The 17,413-nt window shown below is 69.6% G+C and carries 18 protein-coding genes; 14 read left to right on the top strand and 4 right to left on the bottom strand.

All coding sequences use genetic code 11. The features are described from left to right. The first annotated feature begins 140 nt into the window (after window positions 1–140). Genes M2352_RS00505 through puuE form a run of 6 tightly spaced genes read left to right on the top strand, consistent with a single transcriptional unit; the run spans window position 141 to window position 5,677 of the window. Entirely contained in the window at window positions 141–1,154 is a 1,014-nt protein-coding gene (locus M2352_RS00505) for an ABC transporter permease subunit (RefSeq protein ID WP_264662560.1), read from the top strand. A 25-nt stretch (window positions 1,155–1,179) separates the two neighbouring features. Continuing rightward, the gene (locus M2352_RS00500; RefSeq protein ID WP_264662559.1) at window positions 1,180–2,100 is read left to right on the top strand and encodes an ABC transporter permease subunit; all 921 of its coding nucleotides are present in this window, start codon (window positions 1,180–1,182) and stop codon (window positions 2,098–2,100) included. Window positions 2,101–2,104: 4 nt separating this feature from the next. Further along, a complete protein-coding gene (locus M2352_RS00495; protein ID WP_264662558.1) occupies window positions 2,105–3,085 on the top strand; it encodes an ABC transporter ATP-binding protein in 981 nt (326 codons plus the stop codon). Next, window positions 3,085–4,104 carry a peptide ABC transporter ATP-binding protein gene (locus M2352_RS00490; protein WP_264662557.1) on the top strand — a complete coding sequence of 340 codons (1,020 nt, stop codon included), beginning with the start codon at window positions 3,085–3,087 and terminating at the stop codon, window positions 4,102–4,104. Before M2352_RS00495 ends, M2352_RS00490 begins: the two co-directional genes overlap by 1 nt. A 53-nt stretch (window positions 4,105–4,157) precedes the next feature. Then, window positions 4,158–4,727, top strand: coding sequence for a septation protein A (locus tag M2352_RS00485; protein WP_264662556.1), 570 nt, complete (start codon window positions 4,158–4,160; stop codon window positions 4,725–4,727). Window positions 4,728–4,762: 35 nt separating this feature from the next. Beyond that, entirely contained in the window at window positions 4,763–5,677 is a 915-nt protein-coding gene (gene puuE, locus M2352_RS00480; RefSeq protein ID WP_264662555.1) for an allantoinase PuuE, read from the top strand. Here puuE and M2352_RS00475 read toward each other — a convergent pair. Then, a complete protein-coding gene (locus M2352_RS00475; protein WP_264662554.1) occupies window positions 5,674–7,446 on the bottom strand; it encodes an SLC13 family permease in 1,773 nt (590 codons plus the stop codon). The genes puuE and M2352_RS00475 overlap by 4 nt on opposite strands. Window positions 7,447–7,701: 255 nt before the next feature. Here M2352_RS00475 and M2352_RS00470 point away from each other — a divergent pair, with 255 nt between their 5' ends. Next, a complete protein-coding gene (locus M2352_RS00470) occupies window positions 7,702–8,163 on the top strand; it encodes a cache domain-containing protein (protein ID WP_264662553.1) in 462 nt (153 codons plus the stop codon). Between the two features lie 208 nt (window positions 8,164–8,371). Here M2352_RS00470 and M2352_RS00465 read toward each other — a convergent pair whose 3' ends face one another. The 3 genes from M2352_RS00465 to M2352_RS00455 all read right to left on the bottom strand — a co-directional run bounded on the left by M2352_RS00465 (window position 8,372) and on the right by M2352_RS00455 (window position 11,304). Continuing rightward, window positions 8,372–9,262 (bottom strand): LysR family transcriptional regulator, encoded by an 891-nt coding sequence (locus M2352_RS00465; protein ID WP_264665279.1) that lies wholly within the window; start codon window positions 9,260–9,262, stop codon window positions 8,372–8,374. Between the two features lie 178 nt (window positions 9,263–9,440). Further along, window positions 9,441–10,505 carry an acetolactate synthase large subunit family protein gene (locus M2352_RS00460; protein ID WP_264662552.1) on the bottom strand — a complete coding sequence of 355 codons (1,065 nt, stop codon included), beginning with the start codon at window positions 10,503–10,505 and terminating at the stop codon, window positions 9,441–9,443. A gap of 22 nt (window positions 10,506–10,527) precedes the next feature. After that, window positions 10,528–11,304, bottom strand: a complete 777-nt coding sequence (locus M2352_RS00455; RefSeq protein ID WP_264662551.1) for an enoyl-CoA hydratase/isomerase family protein — start codon at window positions 11,302–11,304, stop codon at window positions 10,528–10,530. Between the two features lie 276 nt (window positions 11,305–11,580). Between M2352_RS00455 and M2352_RS00450 the strand changes: the two genes are divergently transcribed. The 7 genes from M2352_RS00450 to mlaD all read left to right on the top strand — a co-directional run bounded on the left by M2352_RS00450 (window position 11,581) and on the right by mlaD (window position 17,390). After that, window positions 11,581–12,351 carry a DUF72 domain-containing protein gene (locus tag M2352_RS00450; protein ID WP_264662550.1) on the top strand — a complete coding sequence of 257 codons (771 nt, stop codon included), beginning with the start codon at window positions 11,581–11,583 and terminating at the stop codon, window positions 12,349–12,351. Between the two features lie 63 nt (window positions 12,352–12,414). Further along, window positions 12,415–13,707, top strand: a complete 1,293-nt coding sequence (locus tag M2352_RS00445; RefSeq protein ID WP_264662549.1) for a 3-deoxy-D-manno-octulosonic acid transferase — start codon at window positions 12,415–12,417, stop codon at window positions 13,705–13,707. Beyond that, window positions 13,704–14,663: a tetraacyldisaccharide 4'-kinase gene (lpxK, locus tag M2352_RS00440; protein WP_264662548.1), complete on the top strand. Its 960-nt coding sequence runs from the start codon at window positions 13,704–13,706 to the stop codon at window positions 14,661–14,663. Before M2352_RS00445 ends, lpxK begins: the two co-directional genes overlap by 4 nt. 15 nt (window positions 14,664–14,678) lie before the next feature. Beyond that, window positions 14,679–15,575, top strand: a complete 897-nt coding sequence (locus tag M2352_RS00435) for an LpxL/LpxP family acyltransferase (protein ID WP_264662547.1) — start codon at window positions 14,679–14,681, stop codon at window positions 15,573–15,575. Between the two features lie 89 nt (window positions 15,576–15,664). Continuing rightward, window positions 15,665–16,321: a LysE family translocator gene (locus tag M2352_RS00430; RefSeq protein ID WP_264662546.1), complete on the top strand. Its 657-nt coding sequence runs from the start codon at window positions 15,665–15,667 to the stop codon at window positions 16,319–16,321. A gap of 145 nt (window positions 16,322–16,466) precedes the next feature. Then, entirely contained in the window at window positions 16,467–16,859 is a 393-nt protein-coding gene (locus M2352_RS00425) for an NADH:ubiquinone oxidoreductase subunit NDUFA12 (protein WP_264662545.1), read from the top strand. Between the two features lie 33 nt (window positions 16,860–16,892). After that, window positions 16,893–17,390 (top strand): outer membrane lipid asymmetry maintenance protein MlaD, encoded by a 498-nt coding sequence (mlaD, locus tag M2352_RS00420; protein ID WP_264662544.1) that lies wholly within the window; start codon window positions 16,893–16,895, stop codon window positions 17,388–17,390. Window positions 17,391–17,413: the final 23 nt, after the last annotated feature.

Here is a 17,413-nt window from a genome sequence, read left to right as displayed (position 1 = left end):
GGCGATGGCGAGGGCGGGCATCCCCCTCGCCATTGCCGTTTGGGGAATGCCGGAAGTACGGCAACGGGGGTGGATGCACCCCGCCGGCGTCTTAGCTTTATTTGTCGTCGTTTTCGCATTTGCAAAAACCGGGGTTGCCGATGCTGCGCTTCGTACTGACGCGGCTGGGGCTGGTCGTGCCGACCTTTTTGGGCGTGACCTTTCTCAGTTTCATCCTCATCCGGCTGGTGCCGGGTGATCCCATCGAGGTGCGCGTGGGCGAGCGCGGCATCGCGCCCGACCGTCTGGCCATGCTGCGCCACGAGCTGGGGCTGGACCGGCCCCTGTGGCAGCAGTTCGCCGATTACGTGGGCGGGGTTCTGTCGGGCAACTTCGGCGAATCGCTGGTCACCCACAACCCGGTCTTCAGCGAATTCCTGGCCCTGTTTCCGGCGACGCTGGAACTGGCGCTGTTCGCCATGGCGTTTGCGGTGCTGATCGGGCTGCCGGCGGGGATCGTCGCGGCGGTGCGGCGCGGGTCGCCGTTCGACCACGGCATCATGGCGGCCAGCCTGACCGGCTATTCCATGCCGATCTTCTGGTGGGGGCTGCTGCTGATCCTGTTCTTCTCGGTGTTCCTGGGCTGGACGCCGGTGTCGGGGCGGCTGGACCTGCTGTATTACGTGGAGCCGGTGACCGGCTTCATGCTGATCGACACCTGGATGGCGGGGGATATGGACGCCTTCCGCTCGGCCATCCGGCATCTCATTCTGCCGGCGGTGGTGCTGGGCACCATTCCGCTGGCGGTGGTGGCGCGCATGACCCGCTCGGCCATGCTGGAGGTGTTGAGCGAGGATTACATCCGCACCGCCCGCGCCAAGGGCCTGAGCACCCGCCGGGTGATCGGGCTGCACGCGCTGCGCAACGCGCTGATCCCCGTGGTGACGGTGATCGGGCTGCAGGTGGGCACCATGCTGGGCGGGGCCATCCTGACCGAAACCATCTTTTCCTGGCCCGGCATCGGCAAATGGCTGGTGGAATCCATCAACCGCCGCGACTACCCGGCGCTTCAGGGCGGGGTGCTGCTGGTGGCGACCACGGTGATGGCGGTCAACCTGCTGGTGGATCTGCTGTACGGCGTGCTGAACCCCCGCATCCGCCACGGGCGCGGCTGAGCGGCGGCGGAGAAGGAACCGACCCATGACCATCGAAGCCCAGACCAATCCTTCCTCCGGTGCCGGGACGGTTCCCGCCGTCCGTCCGCCCCACCCGGTGGCGGAATTCTGGTATCATTTCCGTCAGAACACCGGCGCCGTCGCCGGGCTGGTGGTGATTGCGGTCATCGCCGTGCTGGCCATCGGCGCCGACGTCATCGCCCCCCATTCCCCCATCGCCCAGTACCGGGATGCCATTCTGGTGCCGCCGGTGTGGGCGGATGGTGGGTCATGGACCTACATCCTCGGCACCGACGACATCGGGCGCGACGTGCTGTCGCGCATCCTGTACGGCGCGCGGCTGTCGCTGCTGATCGGGCTGATCGTCGTCACCCTGTCGCTGGCCGTGGGGCTGGGGCTGGGCATGGTGGCCGGGTTCGCCGGCGGCATGACCGACACCATCATCATGCGTTTCATGGACATCCTGCTGGCGCTGCCCAGCCTGCTGCTGGCGGTGGTGGTGGCGGCCATTCTGGGGCCGGGGCTGATCAACGCCATGCTGTCGGTCTCGGTGGTGGTCATCCCCCATTACGCCCGCCTGACCCGTGCGTCGGTGATGGCCGAGATGTCCAAGGATTACGTCACCGCATCCCGCGTGGCCGGGGCGGGGCCACTGCGGCTGATGGTGATCGTGGTGCTGCCCAACTGTCTGGCCCCGCTGATCGTGCAGGCGACGCTGGGCTTTTCCACCGCCATTCTCGACGCCGCGGCGCTGGGCTTCCTGGGGCTGGGCGCCCAGCCGCCGACCCCGGAATGGGGCACCATGCTGGCGTCGTCGCTGCAATACCTGCAGCGGGCGCCGTGGGTGGTGACGTGGCCGGGGGTGGCGATCCTGGTGACGGTGCTGGCTTTCAACCTGTTGGGCGACGGTCTGCGCGACGCCCTCGATCCCAAGCTGAAGCGGTGATCCCATGGCGCTGCTCGACATCACGAATCTGTCCGTCGCCTTCACCACCCGCGCCGGCACCTTCCGCGCCGTGGACGGCATCGACCTGACGCTGGACGAGGGGGAGGTGGTCGGCATCGTCGGCGAATCCGGCTCCGGCAAATCGGTGACCTCGCTGGCGCTGATGGGCCTGCTGGGGGATGCCGGACGGGTGGAGGCGGACCGGATGATGTTCGCCGGTCACGACCTGCTGTCCATGCCCGCCCGCCAGCGCCGGACATTGACCGGCAAGGACGTGGCCATGGTGTTCCAGGAACCCATGACCAGCCTGAACCCCTGCTTCACCGTCGGTTTCCAGATCATGGAAACCCTGAAGGTGCACGAGGGGCTGTCGGGCAAGGCGCTGAAACGCCGGGCCATCGAACTCTTGGAGCAGGTGGGCATCCCCGCCCCGGAAAGCCGGCTGTCGGCCTTCCCCCACCAGCTTTCGGGCGGTATGAACCAGCGGGTGATGATCGCCATCGCCATTGCCTGCAACCCGCGCCTGCTGATCGCCGACGAACCCACCACGGCGCTGGACGTCACCATTCAGAAACAGATCCTCGACCTGCTGGTGTCGCTGCAAAAGGACCGCGGCATGGCGCTGATCCTCATCACCCACGACATGGGGGTGGTGGCGGAAACCGCGCACCGGGTCATGGTGATGTACGCGGGCCAGGTGGCGGAAACCCGCAGCGCGCGGGCGTTGTTCGAGAACCCCCGCCACCCCTACACCGGGGCGCTGCTGGATGCGCTGCCCGAGCGGGCCGTGGGCAAGCGGCGGCTGCCGACCATCCCCGGCGTGGTGCCGGGCATCGCCGACCGCCCGGCGGGCTGTCTGTTCGCGCCGCGCTGCCGGTTCGCGCAGGACACCTGCCGCGCCGGCCGTCCGCCGCTGACCCCCGACGGGGACGGGCGGGTGCGCTGCTACTTCCCTCTCGGCACCGCTGGAAAGGAGGCGGCGTGATGACCGCGGCCCTGATCGATACCCCGGCTTCCACGCCGGCCCCCGGCGACCGTCCGGTGGTGCTGGAAGCCATCCACCTGCGCAAGCACTACACCGCCCGCCGCGGCCTGTTCCAGCCCCCGGCGACGGTGAAGGCGCTGGACGGCGTGTCGTTCCGCCTGGAAGCCGGGCGGACGCTGGCGGTGGTGGGCGAGTCCGGCTGCGGCAAGTCCACCCTGGCCCGTTCCGTCACCATGATCGAGCCGCCGACCGAGGGGCAGTTGCTCTATGACTGCCGCGACGTGCTGGGGCGCACCAAGGACGAGATGAAGGAACTGCGCCGCACGGTGCAGATGGTGTTCCAGAACCCCTATGGCTCGCTGAACCCGCGCAAGACCATCGGGTCGATCCTGGAGGAACCCGTCGTCATCAACACCGGCACGCCCAAGGCCGAGCGGCGGGAGCGCGCGCTGGCGATGATGGCCAAGGTGGGGCTGCGCCCCGACCAGATCGACCGCTACCCGCACATGTTCTCCGGCGGGCAGCGCCAGCGCATCGCCATCGCGCGCGCCCTGATGCTGAACCCCCGCGTGGTGGTGGCGGACGAGCCGGTGTCGGCGCTGGACGTGTCGATCCAGGCGCAGGTGCTGAACCTGATGATGGACCTTCAGGAGGAACTGAACCTCGCCTACCTGTTCATCTCCCACGACCTGTCGGTGGTGCGGCACATCGCCGATTCGGTGATGGTGATGTACCTGGGCCGCCCGGTGGAGCATGGGCCCAAGGACGTGGTGTTCAGCCGCCCCCGCCATCCCTACACCCGCATCCTGATGGCGGCGACGCCGCGGGTCGATCCGGGGTTGCGGCTGGAGCGGGTGGTGCCCAAGGGCGAGCTGCCCTCGCCGCTGAACCCGCCGCCCGGCTGCGCCTTCCACAAGCGCTGTCCCTACGCCCGCCCCAATTGCGCCACCGACGTGCCGGCGCTGCGGGAGGTGGACGGGCGCCGCGCGGCCTGCCATTACGCCGAGGAAATGGAGTGACCGCGCCCTCTGCGGCCTTTCCGCCGGCCGCAAGAGGGAGTATGTGAGTCGGCATGACACCGCTCATCCGAATGCTGATCGAAGCCGGGCCGCTGGCGGCCTTCTTCTTCGCCAACGCGCGGGCCGGGATCATGACCGGCACCGCCGTGTTCATGGCCGCCACCGCGGCATCCCTGGCCGTGTCCTGGTGGATGGAACGGCGGGTGCCGCTGATGCCGGTGGTGGGGGCCGGCTTCGTCCTGCTGTTCGGCGGGCTGACGCTGTGGCTGAACGACGACCTGTTCATCAAGCTCAAGCCGACGCTGGTCAACCTGTTCTTCGCCACCGCCCTGTTCATCGCCCACGCCCTGCGCCGCAACCTGCTGAAGCGCATCCTGGGGGCCGTCCTGTCGCTGACCGATGCCGGCTGGCGCATCCTGGGGCTGCGCTGGGCGGTGTTCTTCGTGGTGCTGGCCGTGCTGAACGAGGCGGTGTGGCGCACCATGGACACCGATGCCTGGGTGAACTTCAAGGTGTTCGGCATCATGCCGCTGACCCTGCTGTTCTCGGCCCTGCAAACGCCGCTGATCCTGCGCCATCAGGTGCCCGAGCCGGAGCCGGGCGACGAGACCGCATCCCCCTGATCCGTTTCCCTGACATCGTTTCGAGGATTCGTCCGATGACCGAGGCTCCCTATCCCCGCGACATGGTGGGCTATGGCGCCACCCCGCCGCACGCCGCCTGGCCCGGCGGGGCGCGCATCGCGGTGCAGTTCGTCATCAATTACGAGGAGGGCGGAGAGAACTGCGTCCTCCACGGCGATCCGGCGTCGGAAGCCTTCCTGTCGGAAATCGTCGGCGCCCAGCCGATTCCCGGCGCCCGGCACATGAACATGGAGTCGATCTACGAATACGGCTCCCGCGCCGGGTTCTGGCGGCTGCACCGGATCTTCACCCGGCGCAACATGCCGGTGACCGTCTACGCCGTCGCCATGGCGCTGGAACGCACCCCCGACGTGGTGGCGGCCATGAAGAACGCGGGGTGGGAGATCGCCACCCATGGCTGGCGCTGGATCGACTACCAGCATTTGCCGGTGGAGGTGGAGCGCGCGCATATGGAACGCGCCATCGCCGTCCACACCCGCGTCACCGGCGAACGCCCGCTGGGCTGGTATCTGGGCCGCTGCAGCCCCAACACCCGCCGTCTGGTGGCGGAGGAGGGGGGATTCCTTTACGACGCCGACTCCTACGCCGACGATCTGCCCTATTGGGACACGACGTATGGCCGTCCGCAGCTGATCGTGCCCTACACGCTGGACGCCAACGACATGCGTTTCGCCACGTCGCAGGGGTTCAACAGCGGCGACCAGTTCTTCGCCTATCTCAAGGACAGCTTCGACACCCTCTATGCCGAGGGGGAGGAGGCGCCGAAGATGCTGTCGGTGGGCCTGCACTGCCGTCTGGTGGGCCGTCCGGGCCGCGCCGCGGCCTTGGCCCGCTTCCTGGACTATGTGGCCGGGCACGAGCGGGTGTGGGTGACGCGGCGCATCGACATCGCCCGGCATTGGATGGAAAAGCACCCCTATCGGGGCTAAAACGGCCAGAACACCGGGATGAGCAGGCTTGCCGCGATCCAGAACAGGATGTCGAGCGGCAGGCCGATGCGCACGAAGTCCATATACTTGTACCCCCCGGCGCCATAGACGAACAGGTGCGTCTGATAGCCGATGGGGGTGGCGAAGCCGGCCGAGGCCGCGAACATCACCGCCACGATGAAGGGGCGGGGATCGGCGCCCATCTGGGTGGCGATGCCGATGGCGATGGGGGTCAGCAGCACCCCCACCGCGTTGTTCGATGCCACCTCCGTCAGGATCAGCGCCAGCAGATAGACCAGCGACAGCATCACCCACGGGCCGAAATGGCCGGCGGCGCCGGTGATCGACTGGGCGATCAGGGCGACGGTGCCGGTGTTCTCCAGCGCCATGCCCAGCGGCAGCATGCCGAAGATCATGAACAGGATGCGCCACTCGATCGACTTGTACAGGTCGGCGTGGGGCAGGCAGCCCAGAACCACCACCACCACCGCCCCGATCAGCGCCAGCCCGGCGATGGGCAGCACGTCCCCCGCCGACAGCCCCACCACCGCCACCACCGTCGCCACCGCGATCCACGCCTTGTCCCGGCGGATGGGGCGGTGTTCCGGGCGGGTCAGGTTCATCAGGTCGCCCGATTCCACCAGCCGGCGGATGCCGTCCTCCGGCCCCTCGATCAGCACCGTGTCGCCCACCGCCATGCGCACCTCGTCGAAGGCGGTGCGCAGGTTTTCACCCTGGCGGTGGACGGCGATGATGTAGACGCCGTAGCGCCGCCGCAGGTTGAATTCCCCCAGCCGGTGATTGACGAAGGCCGAGCGCGGCCCGACGATCCCCTCCACCACCGTGGTCGAGCGGGTGGAAACGGCGCCGGTCACGCTGGTGGGGTCGAATTCGATGCCGGTGCGCGCGCGCAGCGCCATCAGCCCGTCCATGTCCACCTTCAGCACCACCCGGTCGCCGGCCTCCAGCCGCACCTCCATGATGCGGCGGCGCAGCGATTCGTCGGCCCGCACCACGTCCACCACCCGTCCGCCGGACGCGGTGCGCAGCTTCGCCTCCTCCAGCGTCTTGCCGATCAGGGGGGAGCCGGGCAGCACGATCACTTCGGTCAGGTACCGGCGGGAGGGGGCGCCGTCCAGCACGCTGGTGGCGCTTTCACGGTCGGGCAGCAGGCGCGGGGCGGTCAGCAGCAGATAGGCGGTGCCGATCAGCGCCATGACCATGCCGAAGGGCGCGATTTCGAACAGCCCGAACGCCGGCTGGCCCAGCTTCTGCGCCACCCCGTCCACCAGCAGGTTGGTGGAGGTGCCGATCAGCGAGCAGGTGCCGCCGAAGATCGCCGCATAGGACAAAGGTATCAGCATCTTCGACGGCGCCATCTTCAGATGGCGGCACAGGCGGATGGCCACCGGGGTCAGGATCACCACCACCGGCGTGTTGTTGATGAAGGCCGACACCGACGCCGCCAGCACGATCAGCCCGCCCAGCGCCAGCAGGGGCGTGCGCCCGACCATGCGGGTGGCGGCGTCGCCCACCGCCTCGATGCAGCCGGTGCGCTCCAGGGCCGCCGACAGCACGAACATCGCACCCACGGTGATGACCCCGGCGTTGGAAAACACCTCCAGCGTCTCGTTGGTGGACAGAATTCCCGTTCCCAGCAGGACCGCGGTGGTGACCAGCGCCACCAGATCGGGCGGCATCTTTTCGCGGATAAAGGCGATGAACACCGCCACCAGCAGCAGCAGAACGAAAATCTGGTCCAGGGTCATGCGGGTGCGGTTCCGTTACCGGGGGAAGGGACGGAAATTAAGAACAGGGAACCGCCGTCGGGCAAGATTCTTCGTACTCTTGCCGAATGGTCGCATCCCTGATGCCGCGGATGGTTTTCCCATGCCGCCTGGGTATAATGTCCCCGCCCCCTATGAGAAGGGCAATGGGCACGGTGCCGGAAAACGGTCCAGCCCGCAGAAAACATGATCTCACCCGATGGATTGTTCGATGCCAACCACCAAGGATGATTCATCATGGTTCGTCACACATCGCTGCTGGCCGCCGCCTTTCTGACCGCGGCGTCCCTGGCCCAGCCGGCGCTGGCCGACCGTTCGACGCCGGAACAGGCCAAGACCCTGGTCACCGATGCCGTCGCCTATCTCAAGGCCAACGGCCCGGACAAGGCGGCGCAGGCGTTCAACGATCCCAAGGGCGGGTTCGTGCGCGGTGATCTGTACGTCTTCGTCTTCGACGACGCCGGCCACTATGTCGCGTCGGGCGGCAATCCCAAGCTGACCGGCACCGACGCCGCCAACCTGACCGACGCCGAGGGCAAGTCCATCGTCAAGGAAATGCAGGCCGCCACCGCCAAGAACCCCAGCGGGGTGGTGGAATACGTCTGGCTCAACCGCTCCAGCAACAAGGTGGAGCACAAGCATTCCTACGTGATGCGCGAAGGCCAGTATCTGGTGGGCAGCGGATATTACACCGAGTAACCCACGCAAAGCGCGGCATCCCCCCCTCTCCCCCCGGGGAGAGGGGCAGGGGGGTGAGGGCCGCTTTTCGCGCGTCAGCCCGAAAAGCGAGCCGTCAGACTCTCCAAACGTAAGATTCGAGGGTGCTTCGCAACGGTTTTCAGGCGTGTCCGCGCGAAAACCGGCCCTCACCCAACCCTCTCCCCGGGGGGAGAGGGCTTTCGGGGGCTCAGAACTGGCTTTCCGCCACCTTCTTCACCAGGAAGTCGCGGAAGACCGCGATGCGCTTGGAATGGCGCAGTTCCTCGGCATAGACGAAATAGGCATCGACCTTGGGCGTCGGCGCTTCGGGCAGGACGCGCACCAGATCCTTGCCGTCCTCCACCAGGAAGTCGGGCAGGGCGCCGATGCCGAGCCCGCTCTGCACCGCGCGGTAGATGGCGTACATGCTGTTGACCTGCAGCACCGGCTTGAAGCCGTTGGCCGGCGAATCCATCAGGTCCAGGTGCCAATTCACGTTGGCGATGGGCGCGCGGCTGTCGGGCGGGTAGGCGATGACGTCGTGCTCGGCCAGTTCCGCGCCCGTGCGCGGGGTGCCGCGCCGCTTCACATAGGTCTGGTGGGCGTAGAGGTGGAAGCGGATGGTCATCAGGTGCCGCTGGATCAGGTCCGGCTGGCGCGGCGTGTTCATGCGGATGGCGATGTCCGCCTCGCGCATGGCCAGATCCAGCTCGCTGTCGTCGATCAGCAGCGTGAGCTGGATGTCCGGGTAGATCGTCATGAACTCCCGGATGCGCGGCGTCAGCCATGTGGTGCCGAACGCGACGGTGGTGGTGACCTTCAGCGGCCCCTTGGGATGCTCCTTGCTTTCGGTGAGCATCGCCTCGGTCATCGACAGCTTGGCGAAGACCTCCCGTGCCGTGCGGTGCAGCAGCTCACCCTGTTCCGTCAGGATCAGCCCGCGCGCATGGCGGTGGAACAGCGGTACGCCAAGGCTTTCCTCAAGCGCGCTGATCTGGCGGCTGACCGCCGACTGGCTGAGGTTCAGCGTTTCGCCGGCGTGGGTAAAACTGCCTGCTTCGGCCACGGCGTGGAACACGCGGAGCTTGTCCCAGTCCATCATCCCGTCCTGTTTCGGTTTCCGTGGCCGGATCAGCCCGGAATATCTCGTTGCGGCGGGTAATACACCCGCCAGACTCGGTTATACCGGCAACGGGGCGGGAACGCACGTTCTAAGGCGCTGGTGCGTTGCAGAAATTATGCAATTCCGTGGCCGTGGGGTGCGCGGCTGGGGAAAATCAGCCCTCCGCTTGGGTCATGGCCGTGGCCCGGGCGGCGTCCCACAGCGTTTGAGTGGTGATCTGCCCGCTCTCCACACGCAATTCGATCAGCGCGGCGGTGCGACTCCACAGGGCGTCCCAAAAGGCCTGGATGAAATCGGGGGACGTTGCGACGGTGACGGCAAAGGCACCCTGGGCGTTCGCCGCCGCGGCCAGATCAACCGGCCCCTCGTTGAGCGCGACGACCAGGGCCGGCGCGCGCGCCGCCGCCGCCTGGGCCAAGAGGGGAAGGGCGGCCAGCAGACCGGCGCCGTCGGTGAACCCCGCCGCCATGCGCCGGGGCCGTGCCGTGCGGGCGGCCACCGCCGCCGCCGCCGCGAACCCCGCCATCCCTTCCGTTCCCGTCACCAGCCGGCCCGGACGGCGGAACAGCAGGTGGCGCTGGACCAGCCCGGCCAGCGGCCCGCCGTCGGCGGCCACCAGCGCGTCGGTGGGCAGCCGCTCGCGCAGCCATCCCAGGATGGCGCCCACATCCACCGGCCCCGGCCAGGGATCGGCGGCGGACCAGTCGGCATAATCGTTGCGGGCGGCGATGGCCCAGCCGGTCCATGGCACCTCGGCCACCGGCTCGCCCGCAACCAGGGCGGCGGCCACCGCCGCGGCATCGCCGGGCAGAGGAAGCAGGGCCGGATGGTCCGCCCACGGCGCCGGCACCTCCCCCACCGCCACCAGACAGTCGGACAGCTCCAGCCGCGCCGTCAGCCGCGGGTCGGCCGCCGGCCCCAGCGTGCCGGCGTAACAGGGGTTTTCGTTGTCCAGCCGGTCGCTGCCGCCGGCGGTGACGGCGGTGGTCAGGGCGTTGGCACCGGCGAACAGGGCGATGTCCGCGCACGCCCCATCGCTCCACCCCGGCCCGTCCCCCAGCAGCAGCATGGGGCGGGTGGACATCGCCAGCCGGTCCCGCAGAGCCCCGGTGTCGATGGCGGCGGGCGCGCCGGGGGCGGGGGTGGCTTCCGCCGCCGCCAGGGCGGCGTCGGCGGCGGAGAGCAACAGGGGGGCGGCGTCGGTGGTCATGGCGCCCATGGTACGGGCGCCGTTCCCGCGGTCAACGCCCGCGGAACACCGGGCGCCGCTTTTCCAGGAACGCGCTGTAGCCCTCGCGGTAATCCTCGGTGCCGAAGCAGCGGTAGCATTCGGCGATTTCCGCCTCGGTCAGGGGGGCAGGGTCGGCGCAGCGGGTGACGAACGCCTTGTGCCAGCGGGCGGCCAGCGGGGCGCCGTCGGCAATGCGCTTGGCGGTGGCGGCGATTTCCGTCTCCAGCCCGCCGTCGGGCATCACCCGGTTGACCAGCCCCATCTGCCGTGCCAGGGCGGCGTCGAACACCCGCCCCTCCAGCAGGATTTCCAGCGCCGCCGGACGGCCCACCACGTCGAACAGCAATTTCAATTCCGGCAGCGCCATGGAGATGCCCAGGCGGCTGACCGGCACGCCGAAGCGGCTGGATTCGGTGCAGATGCGCAGGTCGCAGGCCAGCGCCACCGCCAGCCCGATGCCGCAGCACGGCCCGTCGATGGCGGCGATGGTGGGCAGCGGGCAGTCGCGCAGCCGCTCCATCACCCGGTCCATCAGCACGCCGTACTCCTGCGCCTGCTCCGGCGAGCCGCGCTCGGCGGCGAATTCGGAAATGTCGGCGCCGGGGCTGAACGCCTTTCCCGCCCCGCGCACCACCACCACCCGCAAGGTGCCGTCGGCCCACACCCGGTCCAGAGCGTCCTGCAGCCCCAGCCATTGCGGCTTGTCGAAGGCGTTCAGCCGTTCCGGGTTGTTGAGGGTGAGGGTGGCGGTGACGCCATCCCGGTCCAATGCCACGCCGCCGGCCATGGGGGAACGCTCCTGTCTCGCTGGGTGTTCAAGAGATGCTCAAGAGGGTGAAAACGGTGCCGTATGGAACAGGACACCATCACGGCCCACCGGTCAAGAGCATGAGAAAAAAGGCCCGGCGGTATGTCCGCCGGGCCTGGAGTCAGGTTCGTATGGAAAGAGCGCGGTGGGTTGGCAGTATTGAAACCCGGCCGGCTGTGAAACTCTGCCCCGGAAATCCGATATGCGCAATAGGAAAGTGTTGATCTGATAAAATAACATTTTCAAGGTGTGTAAATGGATGGACAAACATCGGGGGAAAACCGGATTTTCCTGGGCACCGCGGGGTGGGGGATCGCGGCGGCGGTGGCGCCGCTGTTTCCCAGCGGGGGGACGCACCTGGACCGCTACGCCCGCGTCATGCCGGCGGTGGAGATCGACACCAGCTTCTACCGCCCGCACCGCCCGGCCACCTATGCCCGCTGGGCACGGTCGGTGCCGCCGGGGTTCCGCTTTGCGGTCAAGCTGCCGCGCACCGTCACCCATGACCGCCGGCTGCGGGATGCCGGCGAACCGCTGGCCCGTTTCCTGGGGGAGGTGACGGAGTTGGGGGACCGGCTGGGACCGCTGCTGGTGCAGCTTCCCCCGTCGCTGCGGTTCGACGGAGGTGTGGCGGGGGCGTTCTTCGCCGGGCTGCGGCAGCGGTTCGGCGGGGATGTGGTGTGCGAGCCGCGGCACCGCTCGTGGTTCGTGCCCGCCGCCGGCGGGCTGCTGGCCGCCCACCGGGTGGCGCGGGTGGCCGCCGACCCGGCGGTGGTGCCGGACGCGGCGAAACCGGGGGGATGGCGCGGGCTGGTCTACCGCCGCTTGCACGGATCGCCCGTGATGTACCGGTCTGCCTATCCGCCCGCCGTTCTCGATGCCCTGGCGCGCCGGCTGGCGGAGGAGGCGGGGCGGGGGCCGGTCTGGTGCGTCTTCGACAACACCGCCGACGGGCATGCCCTGCCCGACGCTTTGCGGGTGAAGGATGCGGTACGGGAATTAGCGTCGCCGCGCGGCCCATGCTAAGGTGCCGCCCCCGCGCCGGTGCTCCACCGGGGCGGGGTGTTTCGGTCCCATTCCGCCTGTTGCATGATGTACGCTCTTTACCGCGGCCTGACCCGTGTTGCCGGGCCGGTGGTCCGTCTCTCCCTCGCCCGCCGGCTGGCCGCCGGCAAGGAAGATCCCCAGCGCCGCGGGGAGCGGATGGGCCATGCCGCCCGCCCGCGCCCGCCCGGCCCGCTGGTGTGGGTCCATGCCGCCAGCGTGGGCGAGGCCAACTCCATCCTCGTGCTGGTTGACCGGCTGCTGGCCGGGTATCCGGGGCTGTCGGTGCTGATGACCACCGGGACCGTCACCTCGGCGGAGCTGATGGGGCGGCGGCTGCCCGCGGGGGCCTTCCATCAGTACGTGCCGGTGGATCTGCCGGCGGCGGTGGACCGCTTTCTCGACCATTGGCGGCCCGACGCCGTGCTGTGGATCGAATCGGAGATCTGGCCCAATCTGCTGCACGGCATCCGCCGCCGCGGCATCCCCGCGGCCCTGGTCAACGCCCGGCTGTCGCAGCGGTCGTTCGGGCGCTGGCGGCGGGCGCCGGGGTTCATCCGCGGGCTTCTCTCCACCTTTTCCCTGGTGCTGGCCCAGACGGACGGGGATGGGGAGCGGCTGCGCGCGCTGGGCGCCGGGCCGGTGGTGTGCGCCGGCAACCTGAAATACTCCGCCGCCCCGCCGCCCGCCGACGCCGCGGCCCTGGACGCGCTGACGGGCGCGGTGGGTGACCGGCCCCTGTGGCTGTTCGCCAGCACCCATCCGGGCGAGGACGAACTGGCCGCCGATACGCACCGGGCGCTGGCGGACCGGCTGCCCGGCCTGCTGACCGTCATCGTCCCCCGTCACCCCCACCGTGGCCCTGCCATCGCGGCGCTGATGGCCGAACGGGGGCTGGCGGCGGCGTCCCGCTCCACCGGCGCGCTGCCGGGGGCGGGGGATGCGGTGTACGTGGCCGACACCATGGGCGAGCTGGGGCTGTTCTACCGGCTGGCCCCGGTGGTGTGCATGGGCGGGTCGTTCATCCGCCACGGCGGCCAGAACCCGGTGGAACCGGCGCAGCTTGGCTGTGCCGTGCTCTATGGCCCGCACATGTGGAACTTCGCCGAGATCACCGCGGCGCTGGAGGCGGCGGGCGGCGCCCGGCCCCTGGCCGATGCCGCCGCGCTGGCCCCCGCGGTGGAAGCGTTGCTGGCCGACCCGTCCGCCCGCGCTCCGCTGGTGGCCGGTGCCGCCCGGGTGACCGAGGGCAACCGCCGCGCCGTGGACCGGGTGGCGGAGGCGCTGGCCCCGCTGCTGGCCCCGGCCCTGGGGACTCCGGCCTTGCGCCCGTCATGAGGACGCCGGCCTTCTGGTACCGCCCGCCGGGGCTGGCGGCATGGGTGCTGGCGCCGCTGGGGGCGCTGTACGGGCTGGGCGGGGCCTTGCGCCGCCGCCGGGCGGTGCCGCAGCGGGCGGGGGTGCCGGTGGTGTGCGTCGGCAATCTGGTGGCCGGCGGTGCCGGCAAGACCCCGGTGTGCCTCGCCCTGTCCAGGATGCTCGCCGCCCTGGGCCACCGCGTGCATTTCCTCACCCGCGGCCATGGCGGGCGGGAACGGGGGCCGCTGGCCGTGGATCCCGCCCGCCACACCGCCGCGGACGTGGGGGACGAGGCGCTGCTGCTGGCGGCATCCGCCCCCGCCTGGGTGTCGCGCGACCGGGTGGCCGGTGCGCGGGCGGCGGCGGCGGCGGGCGCCACGGTGGTGGTGATGGACGACGGCTTTCAGAATCCCCATCTGGCCCACGATCTGGCGTTGGTGGTGGCCGACGGGGCGGTGGGGTTCGGCAACGGTTTCCTCATCCCCGCCGGGCCGCTGCGCGAGCCGGTGGCCGCCGGGCTGGCGCGGGCCGGGGCCGTGGTGGTGATGGGGGAGGACCGCGCGGGCGTGGCGGCCCAGGCCCCCGGTCTGCCCATCCTGCGCGCCGCCCTGGTGCCCGACGGGGCTGGGTGGCGCGGGCGGCGGGTGCTGGCCTTCGCCGGCATCGGGCGGCCCGCGAAGTTCTTCGACACCCTGGCCGCCGTAGGCGCGGTGGTGGTGGAGCGGGTGCCGTTCCCCGACCACCACCCCTATACCCCCGACACGGTGATGGATCTGGTGGAGCGGGCCGCCCGGCTGAACGCCCGCCCGGCCACCACCGCCAAGGATGCCGTGCGCCTGCCGCATGAGGCCCGCGCCATGGTGGACGTGCTGCCGGTCCGCGCGGTATGGCAGGACGGCGATGCTGTGCGCCGGCTGCTGCCGGCGGTTCCGTAACCGGAGAATACCCCCATGAGCCGGACGTCCCACCCGGTCCTGCGCGACGCCGCCTATCGTCTGGAGGCGGTGCTCCTCTATGCCTTTTATTATGTGGTGCGGGCGCTGCCGTGCGCTGCCGCCTCGGCATTGGGCGGGTGGATCGGGCGGACGGTGGGGCCGCGGCTGGGCGGCACCCGGCGGGCGCGGCGCAACCTGACCCGCGCGTTCCCCGAGAAATCCGCCGCCGAGATCGACACCATCATCCGCGGCATGTGGGACAATCTGGGCCGCACCATCGCCGAATACCCCCATCTGGAGGAGCTGAGCCGCCCCGCCCCCGGCGGACGGACGGAGTTCGTCGGTGCCGAGCACGTGGCCGCCGCGCGCGACGACGGCAAGGCGGGGTTCCTGATTTCCGGCCATCTGGCCAATTGGGAGATTCCGGGGGCGGCGGTGCGCCAGCATGGGCTGGAGCTGGCGCTGGTCTACCGCGCGCCCAACAATCCCTATGTGGCGCGTCTGCTGCTGCGCAACCGCGACGCCGCCACGCCCCTGCACATCCCCAAGGGGGCGGAGGGCGCGCGCATGATGCTGCGTCACCTGAAGGACGGTGGTCACATCGGCATGCTGGTGGACCAGAAGATGAACGACGGCATCCCCGTGCCGTTCTTCGGGCGCGACGCCATGACCGCCCCGGCGGGGGCGCAGCTTGCGCTGAAATTCGGGCTGCCCATGCTGCCGGTGCGGGCCGAGCGCATCGGGGGGGCGCGGTTCCGCATCACGGTGCTGCCGCCGCTGGCGTTGCCCAACAGCGGCGACCGCAACGCCGACGCGCGGGCGGTGATGGTCCACCTGAACGCGCTGCTGGAATCGTGGATCCGCGAACGCCCGGAACAATGGCTGTGGATTCACCGGCGCTGGCCCGATTGAACCTTTGCCTTTCTGGCACTTCTCATTCCCTGGCCGGCGGATCTATGATCCGCGCCGGTTCTTGGTCCTTCCCTTTTCTTGTGCGGTGCATGATGCCCCTCGATCCCCATCTGCTTCAGCTTTATCTGGTGGCGGCCACGGTGCTGGTGCTGGCCCCCGGCCCCGATTCGCTGCTGGTGCTGTCCCGCGGGCTGATGGAGGGGCGGCGGGCCGGGTGGATCGCCACCGCCGGGATCACGCTGGGCAATGTGGTGCAGGCGCTGCTGGCCGCTGCCGGCGTGTCGGCGGTGATCGCCACCTCGCCCGCGCTGTTCGACGTGCTGCGCTATGCCGGGGCGGGGTATCTGGCGTGGATCGGCGGGCGGGCACTGTGGGCGGCGGTGCAGACCCAGCGGTCGGGCGACATGGCCCCGGCGGCGGTGGCCCCGGCCACGGCGCGGGTGGTGTTCCTCAACGCCCTGCTGACCAACATGCTGAATCCCAAGGTTATCCTGTTCTACCTCGCCTTCGTGCCGCAGTTCGTGGCGCCCGAACGGGGGCAGGTGGCGCTGCAGACCTTCCTGCTGGGCTGCATCCTGGCCGGCATGGGCTGCGTGTACCTGATGGGGGTGGCGGCGCTGAGCGCCGGGGCCGCGCGGGCGTTCCTGACCAGCCGCACCATGCGCACGGCGCTGGACGGGGTGGCGGGGGTGCTGTTCCTGGGCTTCGCCGTGCGGCTGCTGCTGACCGAGCGCAAGTTCACCTGAGCCTTTGCCGGGCCGCACGCTCGGTCACAGTGGACGGACGGCGGCTGGGGTGTCATAGTGCGCGCCGTTCGACAGAACCCTTTCCTTTCACGCACGGCACGACGGCCGCCCCGGCGCCGCACCGGCCCCCGACAATGCACGGACGATGAGCGAAAAGATCTCCCTGATCGCGCGGATGGCCAACGTCCACATCAATTTCATGACGTGGCGCCGCGGTGAACTGGTCGGAACCGACCGTTTCGGCAACAAGTACTATCGGGACAAGAACGCCCGCCGTGGCGTGAAGGAACGCCGCTGGGTGATCTATGCCAGCGAGCCCGACGCGTCGAAGGTGCCGCCGGAATGGCATTCCTGGCTGCATCACACCCGTCTGGACCCGCTGCCGGAAAAGGACAGCCCCTTCCACCGTCCGTGGCAGAAGGAGCACGCGCCCAACGCATCCGGTTCGGTGCAGGCGTACCGTCCGTCGGGCCACACGCTGGCCGGCGGCACCCGTGCCCCCGCCACCGGCGACTATGAGCCGTGGACCCCGGCGTAACGCCCGGCGGTCTCCACGATCAGGACGATAGGCATGCGCCGTAATTCCATTGAAACCGTCCTCGGCGGGGTCGTCCTCGCCGTGGCCGGTCTTTTTCTCGTCTTCGCCTACACCAGCGCCGATCTGCGCAAGGTGTCGGGCTATGAACTGACCGCGGCTTTCTCCAGCATCAGCGGGCTGCAGCCGGGTGCCGACGTGCGCATCAGCGGCGTCAAGGTCGGCACCGTCACCGAGATGACCCTGGACCAGAAGACGTTCCAGGCCATCGTGCACCTGTCGGTGGGCAACGGCATCAAGCTGCCGGTGGACACCGCGGCCCTGGTGGCCAGCGAAAGCCTGCTGGGCGGCAAGTATCTGGCGCTCGAACCGGGCGGGGAGGAACAGATGCTCCCCGTGGGCGGGCGCATCCAGTACACCCAGAGCACGCCCGGCATCGAGCAGCTTCTGGGGCAGGTGATCTTCAGCCTGCAGAACATGAGCAAACCCGCGGACGGCAGTGCGCCGCCCGCCGGCCAGCCGCCCAAGCTGTAAGCAGCACGCCCCCTTATACCCTC

This window comes from Azospirillum fermentarium (assembly GCF_025961205.1).
Lineage (GTDB): Bacteria > Pseudomonadota > Alphaproteobacteria > Azospirillales > Azospirillaceae > Azospirillum > Azospirillum fermentarium.
Note: the sequence above shows the minus strand (reverse complement) of the source record. Positions and strands in the feature narration are given on the sequence as shown.